The following is a 15,553-nucleotide window of genomic DNA, read 5'->3' on the forward strand; positions in this document are numbered from 1 at the left end:
GCATGACGATGACTGACGAGCACCTTTATCTAACTGCCGAGCAGGCCGCTGCCTACTTGGGCATCAACGTGCCAACGCTTTATGCGTATGTCAGTCGCAAACACATTCGCTCCATCAAGGTCGAGGGTTCACGGAGCCGCCGGTATTGGGCCGCCGATATCAAGCGCCTGAGCAAGGGCGAACAACGGCAGGAACGCACCGTCAACCCAGAACTGGAACTTGGCAAGCAGAGCAGTGCCATCACGCTGCTCACCGATAATGGCGTCTATTACCGTGGGGTGAGCGCGCTGGAGTTGGCCGATACCGCTTCCGTGGAGCAGGCGGCAGAACTCATCTGGCAGTCACCTGGTGCCTTTTTCGGTGCATTGCCGGTCATGCCCGCCGGCACAGGTGCGTTGCTCGATCTGTATCGCGGCATGAGCGTGTCGGAAAAGGCGATCGCACTGTTCCCGCTGGTCGAGCGGGAAAACCCGCGCGCCTTCGATCTCGCGCCCGAGGCTTATGCGCGCACTGGCGCCGATGTGGTGCGCATCCTGGCATCGCTGATCGCAGGCCGCGGCGTGCCCAGCAGCGCGCCTCTGGATGAGTTCCTGACCAAGGAACTGAAGGTGGACCCAGCCTACCGGGACCTGCTCAGGCGCCTCATGGTCCTGTTCATCGATCATGAATTCGATCACTGCACCTACAGTGTCAGGGCTGCGGCGCGCACGGGAGTCACGCCCTACTATGCAGCGATCGCGGGTTTGACGACCTATCAGGGTCGACGCACTGCTTACAGCAGGCACCAGGCCGCCAACCGGCTCCTGGCTGAATTGTGTACGGCGAGAGACCCTGCCCCGGCGCTGCTGCAGCATTTCAGCCTGGATGGGAAGATTCCTGGCTTCAACCACTCCACTCACCGCCTGGTGGACCCGCGTGTTGGCAGCCTGATGACTGCTCTGCGCGAATTGTTCGACAGTGATCGCGAGTTCAAGAACTTGCTGAGGGCGTGTGACATCGCCAATGAGTTGGTCCGCAAACCGCCTGACTTTGTTTTACTGGCGAGCTTCGTTGGTCGCAAATTCAACTTGATAGGTGAAGAGTTGGCGCTGGCTGGAATTGCGCGCACCATTGGCTGGATCGCTCATGCCAGTGAACAATGTCAGCAGCCCGTTGCGCGACAACGTGCGAATTATACCGGCATTCTTCCCGACTGAAGAGCATACATGACCGCCCCTGTATTGGAGCAGCTCAGCTTCCTTGTAAAAGTACTCATCCACCGTGGTCAGGTTGATGCAATTCGTACAGATTTACACCGCCGCGCCCGCCCCCCTATAGTTCAAGTGACTGAGCAGTTATCGCTTATACAGCTCCCCCAAGACATGCCTGCACCTGCGTAACTAACGAAATAGGCATAACTGTATCGGCCCGCCTAATGGGCCACACCAGAAGCGGCGCAAATATAACCCGACGCCTGCTCGACAAGCCGTTACCCGATAATAACTAACGCCCACCGCTCCCGAATGAGTGGAGTGGCCCTCGCACATTTCTAGCGAAGCACGACCATGCCGATGTCCCTACTTGTCGATTCGTCCCGGGCAGCCCTGCAGTGTCTGTTGGGCGCATTTCTCATTACTGCTGCCACCGCCATCAGCGCCAGTGAATTACCACTGGGTTCGTCTGCCGGCGATATGGATATCTCCCCCTTCTATCGATGGCAGGGAGAAACCCCAGCGCTTGCTGGCACATTACTGAAGAGCGAAACGCTGCCGCTGCAGAAACACATTCGTGCCGCTTCCCGGGTGGTACGCATCCTGTACAGCTCAACGGACCTGCGCTGGAAGTCGGGCATGGTGCCTGTCAGTGGCACGCTCTTTCTGCCCGCCACACCTGCACCGGCTGATGGCTGGCCGCTACTGGCCTGGGCACACGGCACGCTTGGTATCGCGGACGTCTGCGCGCCGTCGTGGAGCGGCTTCAAGGATCGTGACGCCGCCTATATCAACAGATGGCTGGAGCGTGGTTACGCGGTCGTGGCCACGGACTATCAAGGTTTGGGGGGGCCCGGCGCGCACCCGTATTCCTTCTGGCAAGCAGAAGGCGCGTCGTTGCTGGATTCGATCAGGGCGGCACGTGCGGTCAAACCGGCCCGGCTGTCCAGCCGCACGCTGCTGGCCGGCCAGTCCCAGGGTGGTGGCGCCGCTCTCGGTGCAGCGCTGCTCGCTGATCGCTACGCGCCGGATATCGATATTCTGGGCGCCATGATCACAGCGCCCAACAGCACCTTTCCCGAGGGGCCCGTGAAGTTGCCGCCGCGTGACTCCAACACGCTCTTCCTTTCGTTGGCGACCGGCGGCCTCAGTGCTGGTGCGCCTGCTCTGGAGGCGATTCTTTCACCCAGGGGGATTGACCTGCTCGACAGCGCGCGGCACGGCTGCACGGGTGAAATCGCACGCCGCGCCGCCGAGTTGAACGTCACCTCATTCAAGGACCTTCTGGCGGTGACCCCGGAGCAATTGTCCGGATGGCGCACCACCACGACCGATATGCCGCTGGCGTCCGTGGCATTCCCGCTAGTGATTGCCACGGGCCTGGCCGATCGAACAATCGAGCCGATGCGTCAGTACGCCGTGGCTGCCGCGTTGTGTGCAGCCGGGAACAAGGTGACCTGGAAGCGCTATGAGGGCATGGGGCATGACGGTGTATTGCACGCCTCGTTCGCCGATGCCGTGGATTTCGCCGATAAGCGATTCGCCGGCAAAGGTTATGGGTCCACTTGCTCCGCCATTCAGCCTCCCGGTGCGCCTGGCGCGCTGGAAACGAACGCCCCCTTCAACGAAGACTGACCAGCCCCGGAAAAGCCAATGACACCAAGCGGGTATCGAACCCTGAAGCCCTGGCTGCTGCTGGCCGTGCTCTCGACGGCACTCACGGCAGTGATGCGTCATCAACAGGTGCCGGCAGCCTTCATGCTGGGGCCCTTGCTGTCAGCCGTCATCATGGCACTGAGTGGAGCTGGACTACGCGTCAGCAAGACCTTCACGCTGGGCGCCCAGGGCGTGATGGGCTGCCTGATCGCGGCCTTCGTCACGCCCACCCTGCTGGACATATTCTCCGAGCACTGGCGCGAACTGCTGGCGATCAACCTTGCCACCATGGCGCTCATCGTATTCATGAGTATGGCCATCGCGCGGAGTCGATGGCTGCCAGGTACCACCGCCGTCTGGGGGCTGTTCCCGGGTGCAGCATCGTCGATGGTGCTGTTGGCCGACACGCACCATGCTGACCCCCGCATCGTCGCGATGATGCAGTACTCGCGTATTCTGCTGGTATCGGTGGCCTCGGCATCTCTTGCCGCGCTACTTGGCCATGCCCCTGGCACGGCTATCTCGACACCCGATCCCCTGAGGCTAGGCTGGGAGCCCCCAGGTGGCTACGCAGCCACGCTGACCTGCATCGCGCTCGCCGCAAGCGGTTACCTGGCAAGCCGGCTAACCCGAATCGGCGCACTCGCGCTTTTGCTGCCGGCGTTCGCCGGCAGCATACTGCAGTCCGCCGGACTGCTTTCCATCGAAGTGCCGGCGTTCATTTTCATCCCCGCCTTCGTGGTAACGGGATGGTACGTTGGCTTGACGTTCGACCGCAGCGCGGTCCGGCATTGCCTGAGGCTGCTGCCGGTGATGCTCTGCTCGATCATTGCAGTCATGACACTGTGTGGCCTGATGGCGTTCGTGCTCGTACACGTGGTTCCCGATGTCAATGCCCTGACCGCTTACCTGGCGTTGAGCCCTGGCGGTATCGAAACCATCGTCATCGTCGCGAGAGACAGCGACGTATTCTTGCCCCTGATCCTCGCCTCGCAGTTCGTGCGCCTTTTTATCGTCATGTCGATCGGCCCAGGCGTTGCGAAAGCGGTAGCGGGCTGGCAACTGCGGCATCCAACAAACGAGCGCTGACAATCCTGCGCCCCTGCGCTGGCCAAAGCAACGCCCGCTGCGCGGTGCTCCCGCCGTCAAAAGCCGTAAGGCTCGACCAGCTCGATCTGGATGCCGTGTTCGCGCAGGCCATCGAGTATCGGCACCGGCGCATCCATTTCGGTGATCAGGTGGTGTATGGCACCCGCGGGCGCCAGGGAGAACGCTTCCACAGCCGCCAGTTTATCGGCTGCCACCGCCGCTATCACATGCCCGGCTCGCTCGATCATGGCCTGTTTGACGGCCACTTCCTCGTAATTGGGCAGCGTGATGCCGACGTCCGGATGCAAGGCGCAGACACCCAGGAAACACAGGTCGGCACGAATGCCTGCAAACATCGATATGGCCTGGTGGCCAGTGACAGCCATGGCGTGTGCGGTAAGCTCTCCCCCGGCCAGCAGCACGCGAACGCGGGGATATCGGGCAAGCGCGATGGCGACCTCCGGTGAGTTGCTGACCGCGGTGATGGCAACCTCGGCTGGGAGGGCCTGGGCGATGTGCAACACCGTGGTGCCAGAGTCGAAAAATACCACCTGCCCATCGCGCACATGCGTCGCTGCCCGGCGCGCAAAAGCCCGTTTGACTTCGTTCGACGCCTGAGCGCGGGTCAGGTAATCCTTGCCCGAATCGCCCGGCCGCGGCAACGCGCCGCCGTGCACACGCTGCAAAAGCCCCGCCTCGGCCAGTTCATTGAGATCACGGCGAATGGTGTCCTCCGAGACCTCGAAATGCTGGCACAACTCGCCCGCCAGGACCTTCCCATCACGCTCGAGCATGAGCAGGATCTTCTGCCGGCGCAGCGCGGGGAGCCTGCCTGTTTCTTCCGGGTTATGCATGTTAATGCCCGTTTCAGTCGACAGACCCATCCTGGAAGGTCCCCAGGCATAGCTCAAGCACGACCAACTCACCGGCTAAAGCTCCGCATTACCAGCCCGTACGGCTGCTCGCAAAAGTCACGTAGCCTCATGGGTAGGCCACCCCGGTCAGTTCCTCGGAGAGCCGCCATAGCCGGTCGGCATCGCCTCCGCGGGTAGCGGCGGCAGGCAGTGCAGCGAAGCCCAGCGGCCCACGCTTCTGCTCTTCGCCAGTGGGCCCGTAATAGGCACCCGCAGCCGCTTCGAGCGCAGTGGCGGCATACAGCGTAGACACCGCGCCTTGTGCGGCTGAATGATACTTGTCGCGGTCCACGGCCCAGCGCTTGCCGAACTCGCTGTTCACCCCCGGGCCTCGCTCCACCAGCTCGGTGACGGCCACTCCGGGATGGGCTGCAAAACTGCGGATACCCCACCCCGCCTCTTCGCTGCGTCGCTGCAAGGCCAATGCCCACTGCAGTATGGCAAGCTTGGATTGCGCATAAGCGGCCAGCGGGTCATATCCCTGCTCAGCCTGCAGATCCTCGAAATTGATCACCCCGCGAGCGGCAGCCAGGCTGGAGACGCTCACCACGCGTGCATCCAGACTCTTGCGCAGCAAGGGCACCAACTGGCCTGTCAGCGCAAAATGCCCGAGGTAGTTGGTCGCCAACTGGCGCTCGAAGCCATCCACCGAGGTACCACGCTCGGCAGGCGCCATGATCGCGGCATTGTTGATCAGCACATCGAGGAGCGGCAGCCTGCGATTGAGGCGCTGGGCCAGATCGCGTACCGAGGCCAGGTCGGCCAGGTCCACCGGCTCGAACTCGACCCGGGCGTTGGGTACCTCCTTGCGGATGCGCGCCAGGGTTAGCGCACCACGCTCGGGGTTGCGCGCGGCAATGATCACCTTGGCACCGGCACGTGCCAACGCCAGCGCATCCTCGTAGCCCATGCCGCTGGTGCCCCCGGTGATCAGGACGATACGTCCTTCCTGCGTCGGCATGTCCTCGGCTGACCAGTCGGGTTTCGCTGGGCTCCGGTCAGCTGCCTGCACACCGGTCAATGCGACTAGCGCCAGTGCAGCAGCAAACGTTTTCATGGCGCGATTTGCAGCCGCCAGGACATGGCGTTCAGGTGTTGGCATGGGTGTCGACATGGCACTGCTCTCCCGGTGAGTGATGAACATGCGCGGCGTGATCAGGGACGCTTGATCGAGCCGGTGACGGCAGCTCGCAGGCTTACTCGAAGCTGCACGCCTCGGCCAGCTTCAGAAAGCCCATGCGCTGGGTTGCGCCTTGAGAGTTCAGGTAAGTGATCTGCGCGCGAACCACCTCGCAGGTCGCCGCCCTGGGCTCGTCGATGCGAATCACCTTGGCGACATCGAGCGGCATGCCGTAGTGATAATCCGGCACCTCCACAGCCGCTTCGACGAACGATGTGGCACCGCCGAGTGCAGCCACCGCGAAAACACTGACGATGCTTAACGTACGAACATTCATGGCAACTCCTTTACGGCTGATAACCCGCAGCCTGGACGGTGTTACGCAGGGAGCATCGACGGCGTGACGCGCACGCCATCGATACGTAAGTCATTCGTTGCGAGCCGCTCGAGGTGACGAGAGGCGGGACTGCGGTGGTGCAAGCTGAGCGTCAATCATCAGAACACCCTGCGACTGGCGACCGGCGCGGCGAGCGCCTGGCCATCCGCGACAATTCGCACGACACCGCCCGGGCGAAGGCGCGCGTGGCCATCGGTCACCACCATGTCACCCGCGACCAGGCCGCTGATCACGGCAATATCCGCATCGGCGTGCAGCACCTCGACAGCCTGTGGTACTGCCCGGCCGTAGGCCACCTGCCAGACGGTCACCTCATCGGCGCCCTGGCGCAGGGCCCGCTGTGGCACCACCAGGGCATTGGCAAGGGTCTGCACCTGCAGCGCCACGCTGACCGACTGATCCGGCCACAGGCGCCATGTGCGGTTGTCGGCAGTCGCCCGAGCCTTGAACGTGCCGGTCTCGCTCGACACGTGGCTGTCGATCAGCGTCAGCGTCCCTACGCCAAGCAACTCGCCGCCCTCGCTTGCATAGGCGCGCAACGGCACCGGGTACTCATCGCGATCCAGCAGCCGCTGGTTCAGGGGCGCCAGCATCCGCTGAGGCAGGTCCACTTCGACGCTGATGGGGTGCAACTGCACGACCGAGAACAATGCCTGGGTAGCGCCTGCGCGCAGGTAGTTGCCCTCATGCACAGCGTGCAACCCGACCCGGCCGTCGCCAGGCGCATAAATCCGTGTGTGCGAGAGCTGTACCTGACGGGCCTGTACATCGGCGCGACGGGCGCGCAGGTCGGCGCGCAACTGGCTCACCTGCGCGCGCTGCTGATCCTGCGTTTGCGCTGGGTGACCGGCCGGCGCTTGTTGATCCAGCACGGCACGCGCCAGGTGCGCCTCGGCAACGGCCACCTGAGCCTGAGCCTGCTCGAGCGCGGCCACGATCGCCCGGTCGTCGATACGCGCCAGCAGATCACCGCGCCTGACGATCTGCCCCTCCTGCACAGGCAGCTCGACCAGTAAGCCGTCGATCTGCGCGCGCACCTCCACGCTGTGCAGAGACCGAACCTGCCCGGCGGCACGAATCAGCACCGGCACCGCGCGACGTTCGACCAGGCTGACCGTCACGGGGGCAGGTATCACCGCCGGTGCAGTGGCGCGGGGCGACAGGCTGAAACCGATGCCACCGGCAACCGCCACGCAGCCCAGAACCAGGACCAAAACAGCGGCATGCCATTTCCCGAATACATTGGAGGTCGCCACGACACTCTCCTTGGTGATGAGTCGTGGCACTTTAGGGAGGCAAGGCTGACGCCACAGTGACGGCTAACTGACAGGAAGCTATCAGCCGGCCCATCCCGCACGAGAAAGGTGAGAATCAGTGCAGCGCTGGGCTTTTTAGCGAAAACCCGAAGGTGTTGAAACCACGGGCACTGCGGGCGAAGACGCTTCCGCCATGCATGCAGGCCACCGCACGGACGATCGAGAGCCCCAATCCGTGGTGCATGTCGCTGTCGGCGCGCGCCGCATCGGCCCGATAGAAACGCTCGAACAGCCGCTCCCGGTGCTTCGCCTCGATGGGCTCGCCCTGATTGGTCACACTGATCTCGGCCAGCGTTTCCTTGCCCGCCAGCCTTATCGTGACCGTGCTCGCCAGCGGCGCGTAGCGCGCCGCATTCTGCAGCAGGTTGGCCAGAGCACGGTGGAACAGGCGGCGGTCTATGCGTACCCGCATGTCGCCCTCGATCACCACGCAAAGCTGTCTGTCCAGCAAGACCGGCTCAAGGTACTCCACCGTTTTGGATGCTTCCTCGTACAGCGAAACATCGCTGAGTTCGGTTGCCCGCTGGCCACGCTCGGCGCCCGCCAGAAACAGCATGTCGTTGACGATGGTGCCCATGCGCTCCAGCTCTTCGAGATTGGACTGCAGCAGATCCTGCAGCTCACAGAGTTCACGATCATGGGCCAGCGCCACCTGCGTCTGTCCAATCAGGTTGGTCAGCGGTGTGCGCAACTCGTGGGCGACGTTGGCATTGAACCCTTCCAGCTGACTCCAGGCCTCCTCCTGACGTGCCAGAGCGCCATTGAACGACACCGCCAGCTCCTGCAACTCGCTGGGCAGCGAGCCGGTATCCAGGCGCTGCTTGGAATCGCCCGGCGGCAGGCTGTTGGCCTGGCTGCTCAAGCGCCTTACCGGCCCCAGGCCAATACGCGCAACCCAGTAGCCAAGCAATGCCACCAGCACCACGCCCAGGGCAGATATCAGGATCAGCGTGCGGGTAAAACTGCCCAGAATTCCGTTGAAGGCAGTCGAATCCACCCCCACGATGAAACGCAACTGCGGACGGCTGCCCATCGCCGGAATGGTTTTCACCAGCAAGGCCATGGGCTCACTGCGACCAGGGAGCTGCATGCGGAAAAAACCATCGGGACGTGTGGACCAATCCTGACCATCCGGCATCGGCCCGCCGTAGCGATAAACCGGGTCATCCACCACAACCCAATAGCGAACGCGCTCATCCGAAGGCGTCAGGCCATCGAGTTTCTGATGCAGGCCGACCCAGAAGACCGGCGAATCGTATTTCATCAGCACGGGATCGAGCACCGAGTGGCGCAGGATCAGTTCATTGTGCATTTGCTCATCGAGCGTTTGTCGCAGGGAACAGCGCAACAGCGTCGCACTGATCGAGGTGATGAGCAGGACCGCGAGCGCGAACATCACGGCGAGCCGTTTGGCGATCGATCCACTCATGCCGACACACTGCCCTGGCTGTCGCGCTCTGCACGGTTCTCCAGCACATACCCCATGCCGCGCACCGTGTGCAGCAGCTTGCGCGTGTAGGGCGCATCCACCTTGGCGCGCACGCGTTTTATCGCGACCTCGACGACGTTGGCGTCGCTGTCGAAGTTCATGTCCCAGACTTGTTCGGCGATCATCAACTTGGAAAGAATTTCGCCCTCATGCCGGGCCAGCAGACTCAGCAGCGAGAACTCCTTGGCGGTCAGATCCAGGCGCACGCCACCGCGAGTCACTTTGCGTGCGTGCAAATCGATTTCCAGGTCGTCGATCGACAGGTGCGTCTTGTCGGCCTGGTCGCTGCTGCGGCGACGCACCAGCGCCTGGATTCGCGCCACCAGTTCCACGAACGAAAACGGTTTGCCCAGGTAGTCATCGGCGCCCTCTCGCAGCCCGCGCACGCGATCATCCACGCTTCCCCTGGCTGACAACATGATCACCGGGGTCTTCTTGTGCATGCGCAGCCCTTGCAGCACGCTGTAGCCGTCACGCCCGGGCAGCATCACATCGAGAATCACCACGTCGTAGTCCATCTCGAGGGCGCAATGCAGCCCATCGATGCCGTTGCCAGCCACATCGACTATGTAACCCAGCTCGCTCAAACCACGGTGCACATAGGAGGAGGTCTTTTCTTCGTCCTCGACGATAAGCAAACGCATCACGTGCCCTCTCGGCCAGCGAATAAAAACAGTCATTAGCGGGCCAATGCACGCTGCGCCCGGCACTGTGCCCGATGACGACCCACTTCATACCGGCCCTGAGCGCACGCTTCAAGCACCCCGGCGCAGATACCGCGCGTTGTACCTGCAACGCACGTGCAATGGATACGACTCGGCGGCCGCACAGTGTATTGAACGGGTACTGTCGGCAGGCTGACCGCTTGCTGACAAAATTGTCAGCAACGCCCATCAGGCGAGAATCCCGGCCCGCGCCCGCCCCCCCAGGTGCGCGCAGGGTGCGCCTGCCAAGCTGCCTATCCTGCGTTGTGGTCAATAGCCAGCCGGCCAACCGCCAACGGCGTGCAAGCAAAGGGCACGGGAGGACGATTTTGCGGGGTACCGGTACTACCAGGGGCCAGCTTACGCGCCGTGACCAGAGCAGGTCGAAATGCCTACGTGCGGCCTCCAGCGAGGGCCATGGCTAGAGGAACTCGACCCCCTCGCACTTGTAGTTGCCGATGAACAGATCGTCCGTGAGGATCTCGCCGTCGAGGTTGAAGCAGAACAGGTAGCTCTCGGTACGGTCGCCAATTTCCACACTCTTGAGGCCGATGCATTCGTCCGGGTGGCCAGGGACCAGCTTGAACGAGGAAATACCGCGCTCGGGCACGCACTTGCCGATTTCCAGCACCTGAATATCGCTGAAATCCTCGCTGGCGATCACCAGCTTGTTACTGCCCCGCTCGCGTCCGTCGATGCACTCGTCGAAAGGCTCGCTAGAGACCTTGCGCGGGAAGAACAACCACTGGCGTCGATAGGGATGCCATTCCGCGGCCTCGTGAATCACATACCCCTGCTCGCCGACACCCAGCGCCTCGCGAATCATTGCGTAGCGATCCTGCCAGTCGATGCTCTGCAGACCATAATCGCGGGAGACCACCTTGACCCATTCCTCTTCAGGCCGTTTGCCGTGGCTGCCGACGACCAGACGGTCCCCCCACAGCGTGGCCCACTCGCTCTTGAAGCCCTTGAAGCGTTCATCACCGCTGCCGGTCATGAGGATCTGTCGCGGGATCAGTTGGTTTTGCTCACGGATCTCGCACACCAGGCCGGTGCGGTCGTCGAACGTCAGCAGGCGTTTGCCGAACATCACCAGTTCGGAGAACTCTGCGCCCCGCCCGCCTTCGGCGATCAGGCTGACCAACTGGAATTCGCCATCCTGCTCGGGCGAGATCTCTTCGAAGCGATAATGCACGTGACCCGCGTCGTCTACCACGCGGTACAGGCGGTCATGCCGCAACGTGGAGCGCCAGGCGATCTGGCCGTCGTCCAACTCGACCTGTGAGGCGTGGTCTTCATCGGTGATGATCGCAAGCAGATACTGGTCAGTCTGGGCGTCGTATCGTTCCAGGCGCTGACGGTCGGCGTCGAGGGTGGTCATGGGGTCTACCTTTGCGTGGCGTGCAACGGCAGACCCTGCAAAGGCGCCTCAGTTCAGAACGGCAACCGTGCGAGAGGAGCAGCCATTACCGGCATTCTGGCTAGGTGGCCAGCACCTGCGATTGGTAACGTTGCAGATAGTCGATGACCGCAGCGATGGAGGCCAGCTTCGGAGCATGGGTTATTGCCTCACTGGCCTGACACCATGGATAGCTCAACCCCCGCACCCAATCCATGACAGGCTCCAGCTGCGCAGCTGGGCTGATCTGCATACGCTCGATAACGATCTCAAGATGAGAGATCAGGCCTGACCCTGGATCAAATTGCCAGTTGTATTCACCGCACCCCACTCGTACGTCGCCAGTTTCCTTGTCGGACATTCCCACCAACCATGTGCAGTCATGTGCCAGCGCACCCGCTGCCGGCGGTTCGCCAATACAGAAGGTGTAGATATTTTCGTAGGTTTGGTTGAAGCGCCGCACCAACGTGCTCGTAATGGCGGGCAGGCCGTCGAGGTCGGAGGGAAACGAAATGGCATTTGTATGGACTGTCATTGCCACTTTCGCTTCGGCAAGGAAAGCCTGTCGCAAAAGATCAGCTCGGTTACCGTCTTTCGCCAAGATGTAGTTTTCGATAGCGCGGCGGTTGGTCTGCATGCGGCTCACATCCTCTATTGGGCTTATGCCTGAGCCTTCCTCCCAAGGCGCTGATCATCAGCGCCTTGGGAGGAAGGCTCACTGTCAGGTTGGCTAATTGTTCAGTTGCGCTGAGCGATTATAACTTGAACGTGCCCACGAGCGTTCTCAGACGCGCAGCTTCGCGGTACAGCTCTGCGCATGCTTCAAGCGTCGCATTGAGGTTGGTTGTCGTGTGGTGATTGAGCTGGCTGATCTCGGTTACGTCTCGGGTAAGTTGGCCAACCGCTGTGGTCTGTTCTTCGGTAGCAGCAGCGACCGTCAGGCACATCTCGTCGATTTCGCCAATCCTCACCACTACGCTCGCAAGACTGGCTCCGGCCTGCGCTGCAACCCGCACGCTTTGGCTGCCGATTTTATGGCTGCTGAGCATGGTCTGGGCAGCCTGGGTCGCGCCAGTTTGAAGCGCCTCGATTACCACCCGTATTTCCTCGGTGGCGTTCTGGGTGTGATGGGCGAGGCTTCTTACCTCATCCGCCACAACGGCAAATCCTCGTCCGGCCTCACCCGCCCTGGCTGCCTCGATCGCAGCATTCAGTGCCAGCAGGTTGGTCTTGCCGGAAATGGTCGAAATGACCTCCAGGACTTTTCCGATGTTTGCACTTTTTGTGTTGAGATCTTCGATTTGCGAGCGAGTCGTCTCGATGTTGTCCTGCAGATGGCTCATCGAAGCGACGGTTTCCTCCACCAAGTCACACGTCGCCATGATTTGCGACCTCGCACCAGTGGCGCCGTGTGAAGCTGCTGAAGCGCTGGTTGCAATCTCTTGCGCAGCGGCGCCCAATTGTTCGATCGCGGCAGCGACGCTCGTGGTGTATGCAGATTGATGTTCGGACTTTTCAACAGATGAGTTAGAGGCAGAGAGCACCCTACTGGTGGCTTCGCCAAGCGCATTCGTCGTCGAGGATACTTCAGTGATTGAGGCATGGATCCGGTCACCAAAACGGTTGAAACTCGCCGCCAGTCGCCCGAACTCGTCCTGGGAGATGATTGATAACCTGCGCGTAAGATCGCCATCGCCCTCAGCGACATCCGCCATGGCCCGGCTGATCGACTGCAGAGGCTTCATGAGCAGTTGAATGACAATACCCAACAGCAGTAGCGTGATGAGGCAGGCAACGACGGTTGCGATGATCGACGAATTACGGAACGCCGTGACGCTGGCAAGGGCTGCTTGCCGATCCAACACAACGCCCACATACCAGGCTTGCGATGGAAGGCCTTTGATTGGTGAAAACAGGGTCAATTTCTCTTCGCCAGCCGATACAGCCTCTACCAACTGATCGCTCATCGAGAGGTTGCTGCCTGGAAACAGATCAGTGAGCGATTTGCCAACCAACGCCTCATCCGGGTGAACCAAGATCTTGCCGTCCTGGCTAACGAGAAACGCATAACCGCTGCCCTCGAAAGCTTGGGCATTGAGTGTCTTGGAGATCGTCTCGATCTTCAGGCTGGCACCCAGGACCCCGACAGGTTGCTGCTGCGAAGGAATGACCACAGCTTGGGTGATGATGCGGTAATCGATTCCCACCCCCACATAAGGCTCGGTCATAGCCGCGCCGTGGCTTAGTGCGTTCTTGTACCACTGCCGTTGCCGGGCATCGTAGTCGGCAGGCATTTCTCGAGGAGGATAAATCTCGAACTTGCCATCCTGAGTTCCCACATACGCGGCAATGAACTGGTCCATCAATACGTTGCTTTGCAATTTGGCTTGTATGTTTTCTGCGCGGGGATCCTGCCCGATAAACTCGGCAACGCCTTTCATTAGAATCAACCGGCCATCGAGCCAGTTCTGAATATCGTGCGCTATGGACGCGGCAAGGGCACGCGTGTTCTGTTCGATTTTTTGAGTACTGTCGTCACGCAGGCGAAAATCATTCAGCACTGAGAACGCGCAAAACACCGTCATGATCACCAGAAACGTGGTCACCAGTACCTTATGGGTGAACTTTAGATTCTTCAACATTCGCTCCGGAAATGATCAACGGCCATTGGGCAAGAAGTGCCAGGAAGAATGGAAGCAATATCCACCTCCCTGGCCGATGCTGTTACAGCACGAACCGTCAACCCGATGTAATACACGGCTGGCAGAACAATGGATGTTCACTAGCACGCGACTCATCAACCTTTCTGCTCTGCAGTTAAATAGGCGGTGCGGCAGGCCCAGCTGCTGTCTCATGACATGCACCGTCGAAAGGGCCGACCTGGCAACCGGTCAATTAATTAGCCGGAACGGTGCTTAGAACAAGGGTAACGTGTAGCTGAGAATCAGGCGGGTTTCATCCAGGTCATTGCCAAAGTTGGACCTCACCGTTGCATTTCTAACTTTCATGCTGAGGTTCTTTAATGATCCTGTCTGAATAACATAGCCGATGTCGGTGTCGCGCTCCCATTCCTTGCCGCTGTTTCGCCCCTGGACCAAAGCGTTGTCACCTGTGACGTAGCGGCTCATGAACGTCAGCCCAGGCATACCCATCGCTGCGAAGTTGTAGTCATAGCGCACCTGCCAGGAGCGCTCTTGCGCATTGGCAAAGTCGTTGATCTGGACGAAGTTGACCAAGAACGGGTCGCTGTTGGCGATATAAGGGAAAGGGTCGTCACCTTTCATCTGCTGGTAAGCCACCGAGAAAACATTGCCACCCAAGGCATATGAAGCCATGCCATTCATCGAGCGGTTGTCGAGATCGCGGAAATTGCCGTCCTCTCGGCTGGTTGCGTAGCGCAGATCGAACTTCAAAGACTGTTCATGTGCGAGCGGTACGTGATAAACAACACCACCATAGAGCTGGCGGTATACATCCTCGAGGGTGGCGTAATACAGGCTTGCCGTGAGGGACTTAGTGACACTGTAGGCACCCCCCGCAAAGTTAAAGTTGTCACTGACACCACCGATACGGTTACCCGTCAACTCCTGGTAGTCCGAGGAGCTGTTAAACTTGATTCTCTCCAGCTTGCCACCCTGCAAGCTGAAGTTATTGATATCGCCAGAGGTCAGTAAAGCGCCCCTGAACGTTGCCGGCAGCAGCCGCGAGTCGTTGCTGGAAACAACAGGCGTGCGTAACGACAGGGCGCCCGCCTTGAGGGACGTTTGCGAAACCTTTACCTTGGCGGTCAGCTCGAGCTTCGTATATTCATCTTGTGAGCCACGGCCATTTCTCGAACTGAGATCTGCGGGTAACAGGTTAGTCCCCCCGGATCCATCACCGCCATCGAGTTTCAGGCCCAGCATGCCCAAGGCGTCCACACCCACGCCAATTGTCCCATCGGTGTAGCCCGACTCGAACTTAAGCATTGCGCCCTGCGCCCATTCCGCGGCGGAGTCTCGCTGGGCTGTCGGCGGTCCATTACGGAAGTCGCGATTGAAGTAGAAGTTGCGTAGGTCCACGCTCGCTTTACTGTCGTTAATAAAGTCTGCAAAAGCAGTGGCGGGAAGAATGAGGGCGCACGTGCCCGCCAATGCAAAAGCCTTGTTCATCAACATAATGGGATGCTCCAGATAAGGGCAGATTTTATTTTCGAGTGCTGTGTTTTTTGGACTGGCTGTTACCGCTACCGCTCTGATGCAGGCAGCACGCTGCAATGATCGTTAGCCACTGCACGCAT

At 60.6% G+C, this 15,553-nt stretch carries 13 protein-coding genes; 3 read left to right on the plus strand and 10 right to left on the minus strand.

The genetic code is table 11. The annotated features are described in order from the left end of the window. The first annotated feature begins 8 nt into the window (after positions 1-8). The 3 genes from ACZ0AV_RS02965 (at position 9) to ACZ0AV_RS02975 (ending at position 3,935) form a co-directional block, all read left to right on the plus strand. On the plus strand, positions 9-1,196 hold the full coding sequence (locus ACZ0AV_RS02965) for a citrate synthase (RefSeq protein WP_499149657.1): 1,188 nt from the start codon (positions 9-11) through the stop codon (positions 1,194-1,196). 348 nt (positions 1,197-1,544) lie between these two features. Beyond that, positions 1,545-2,825 carry a lipase family protein gene (locus ACZ0AV_RS02970; RefSeq protein ID WP_499149658.1) on the plus strand — a complete coding sequence of 427 codons (1,281 nt, stop codon included), beginning with the start codon at positions 1,545-1,547 and terminating at the stop codon, positions 2,823-2,825. 18 nt (positions 2,826-2,843) lie between these two features. Then, the gene (locus tag ACZ0AV_RS02975) at positions 2,844-3,935 is read left to right on the plus strand and encodes an AbrB family transcriptional regulator (RefSeq protein ID WP_499149659.1); all 1,092 of its coding nucleotides are present in this window, start codon (positions 2,844-2,846) and stop codon (positions 3,933-3,935) included. A gap of 56 nt (positions 3,936-3,991) precedes the next feature. Here the strand turns inward: ACZ0AV_RS02975 and ACZ0AV_RS02980 are convergent, their stop codons facing one another. The 10 genes from ACZ0AV_RS02980 to ACZ0AV_RS03025 all read right to left on the minus strand — a co-directional run bounded on the left by ACZ0AV_RS02980 (position 3,992) and on the right by ACZ0AV_RS03025 (position 15,431). Further along, entirely contained in the window at positions 3,992-4,789 is a 798-nt protein-coding gene (locus ACZ0AV_RS02980; RefSeq protein ID WP_499149660.1) for a DeoR/GlpR family DNA-binding transcription regulator, read from the minus strand. A 127-nt stretch (positions 4,790-4,916) separates the two neighbouring features. Further along, positions 4,917-5,987 (minus strand): SDR family oxidoreductase, encoded by a 1,071-nt coding sequence (locus ACZ0AV_RS02985; protein ID WP_499153276.1) that lies wholly within the window; start codon positions 5,985-5,987, stop codon positions 4,917-4,919. A 58-nt stretch (positions 5,988-6,045) separates the two neighbouring features. Beyond that, entirely contained in the window at positions 6,046-6,306 is a 261-nt protein-coding gene (locus ACZ0AV_RS02990) for a DUF2790 domain-containing protein (RefSeq protein WP_499149661.1), read from the minus strand. A 158-nt stretch (positions 6,307-6,464) separates the two neighbouring features. Next, positions 6,465-7,622 (minus strand): efflux RND transporter periplasmic adaptor subunit, encoded by a 1,158-nt coding sequence (locus ACZ0AV_RS02995; RefSeq protein WP_499149662.1) that lies wholly within the window; start codon positions 7,620-7,622, stop codon positions 6,465-6,467. 115 nt (positions 7,623-7,737) lie between these two features. Next, the gene (locus tag ACZ0AV_RS03000) at positions 7,738-9,111 is read right to left on the minus strand and encodes a heavy metal sensor histidine kinase (protein WP_499149663.1); all 1,374 of its coding nucleotides are present in this window, start codon (positions 9,109-9,111) and stop codon (positions 7,738-7,740) included. Continuing rightward, entirely contained in the window at positions 9,108-9,815 is a 708-nt protein-coding gene (locus tag ACZ0AV_RS03005) for a heavy metal response regulator transcription factor (protein WP_499149664.1), read from the minus strand. Before ACZ0AV_RS03005 ends, ACZ0AV_RS03000 begins: the two co-directional genes overlap by 4 nt. Positions 9,816-10,296: 481 nt before the next feature. Further along, entirely contained in the window at positions 10,297-11,256 is a 960-nt protein-coding gene (locus ACZ0AV_RS03010; RefSeq protein WP_499149665.1) for a hypothetical protein, read from the minus strand. Between the two features lie 100 nt (positions 11,257-11,356). Beyond that, entirely contained in the window at positions 11,357-11,911 is a 555-nt protein-coding gene (locus ACZ0AV_RS03015) for a hypothetical protein (protein ID WP_499149666.1), read from the minus strand. 118 nt (positions 11,912-12,029) lie between these two features. Beyond that, on the minus strand, positions 12,030-13,913 hold the full coding sequence (locus ACZ0AV_RS03020; RefSeq protein WP_499149667.1) for a methyl-accepting chemotaxis protein: 1,884 nt from the start codon (positions 13,911-13,913) through the stop codon (positions 12,030-12,032). A gap of 276 nt (positions 13,914-14,189) precedes the next feature. Beyond that, positions 14,190-15,431, minus strand: coding sequence for an OprD family porin (locus ACZ0AV_RS03025; protein ID WP_499149668.1), 1,242 nt, complete (start codon positions 15,429-15,431; stop codon positions 14,190-14,192). Between the last annotated feature and the right edge of the window lie 122 nt (positions 15,432-15,553).

This window comes from Pseudomonas sp. AC532, from assembly GCF_979258965.1.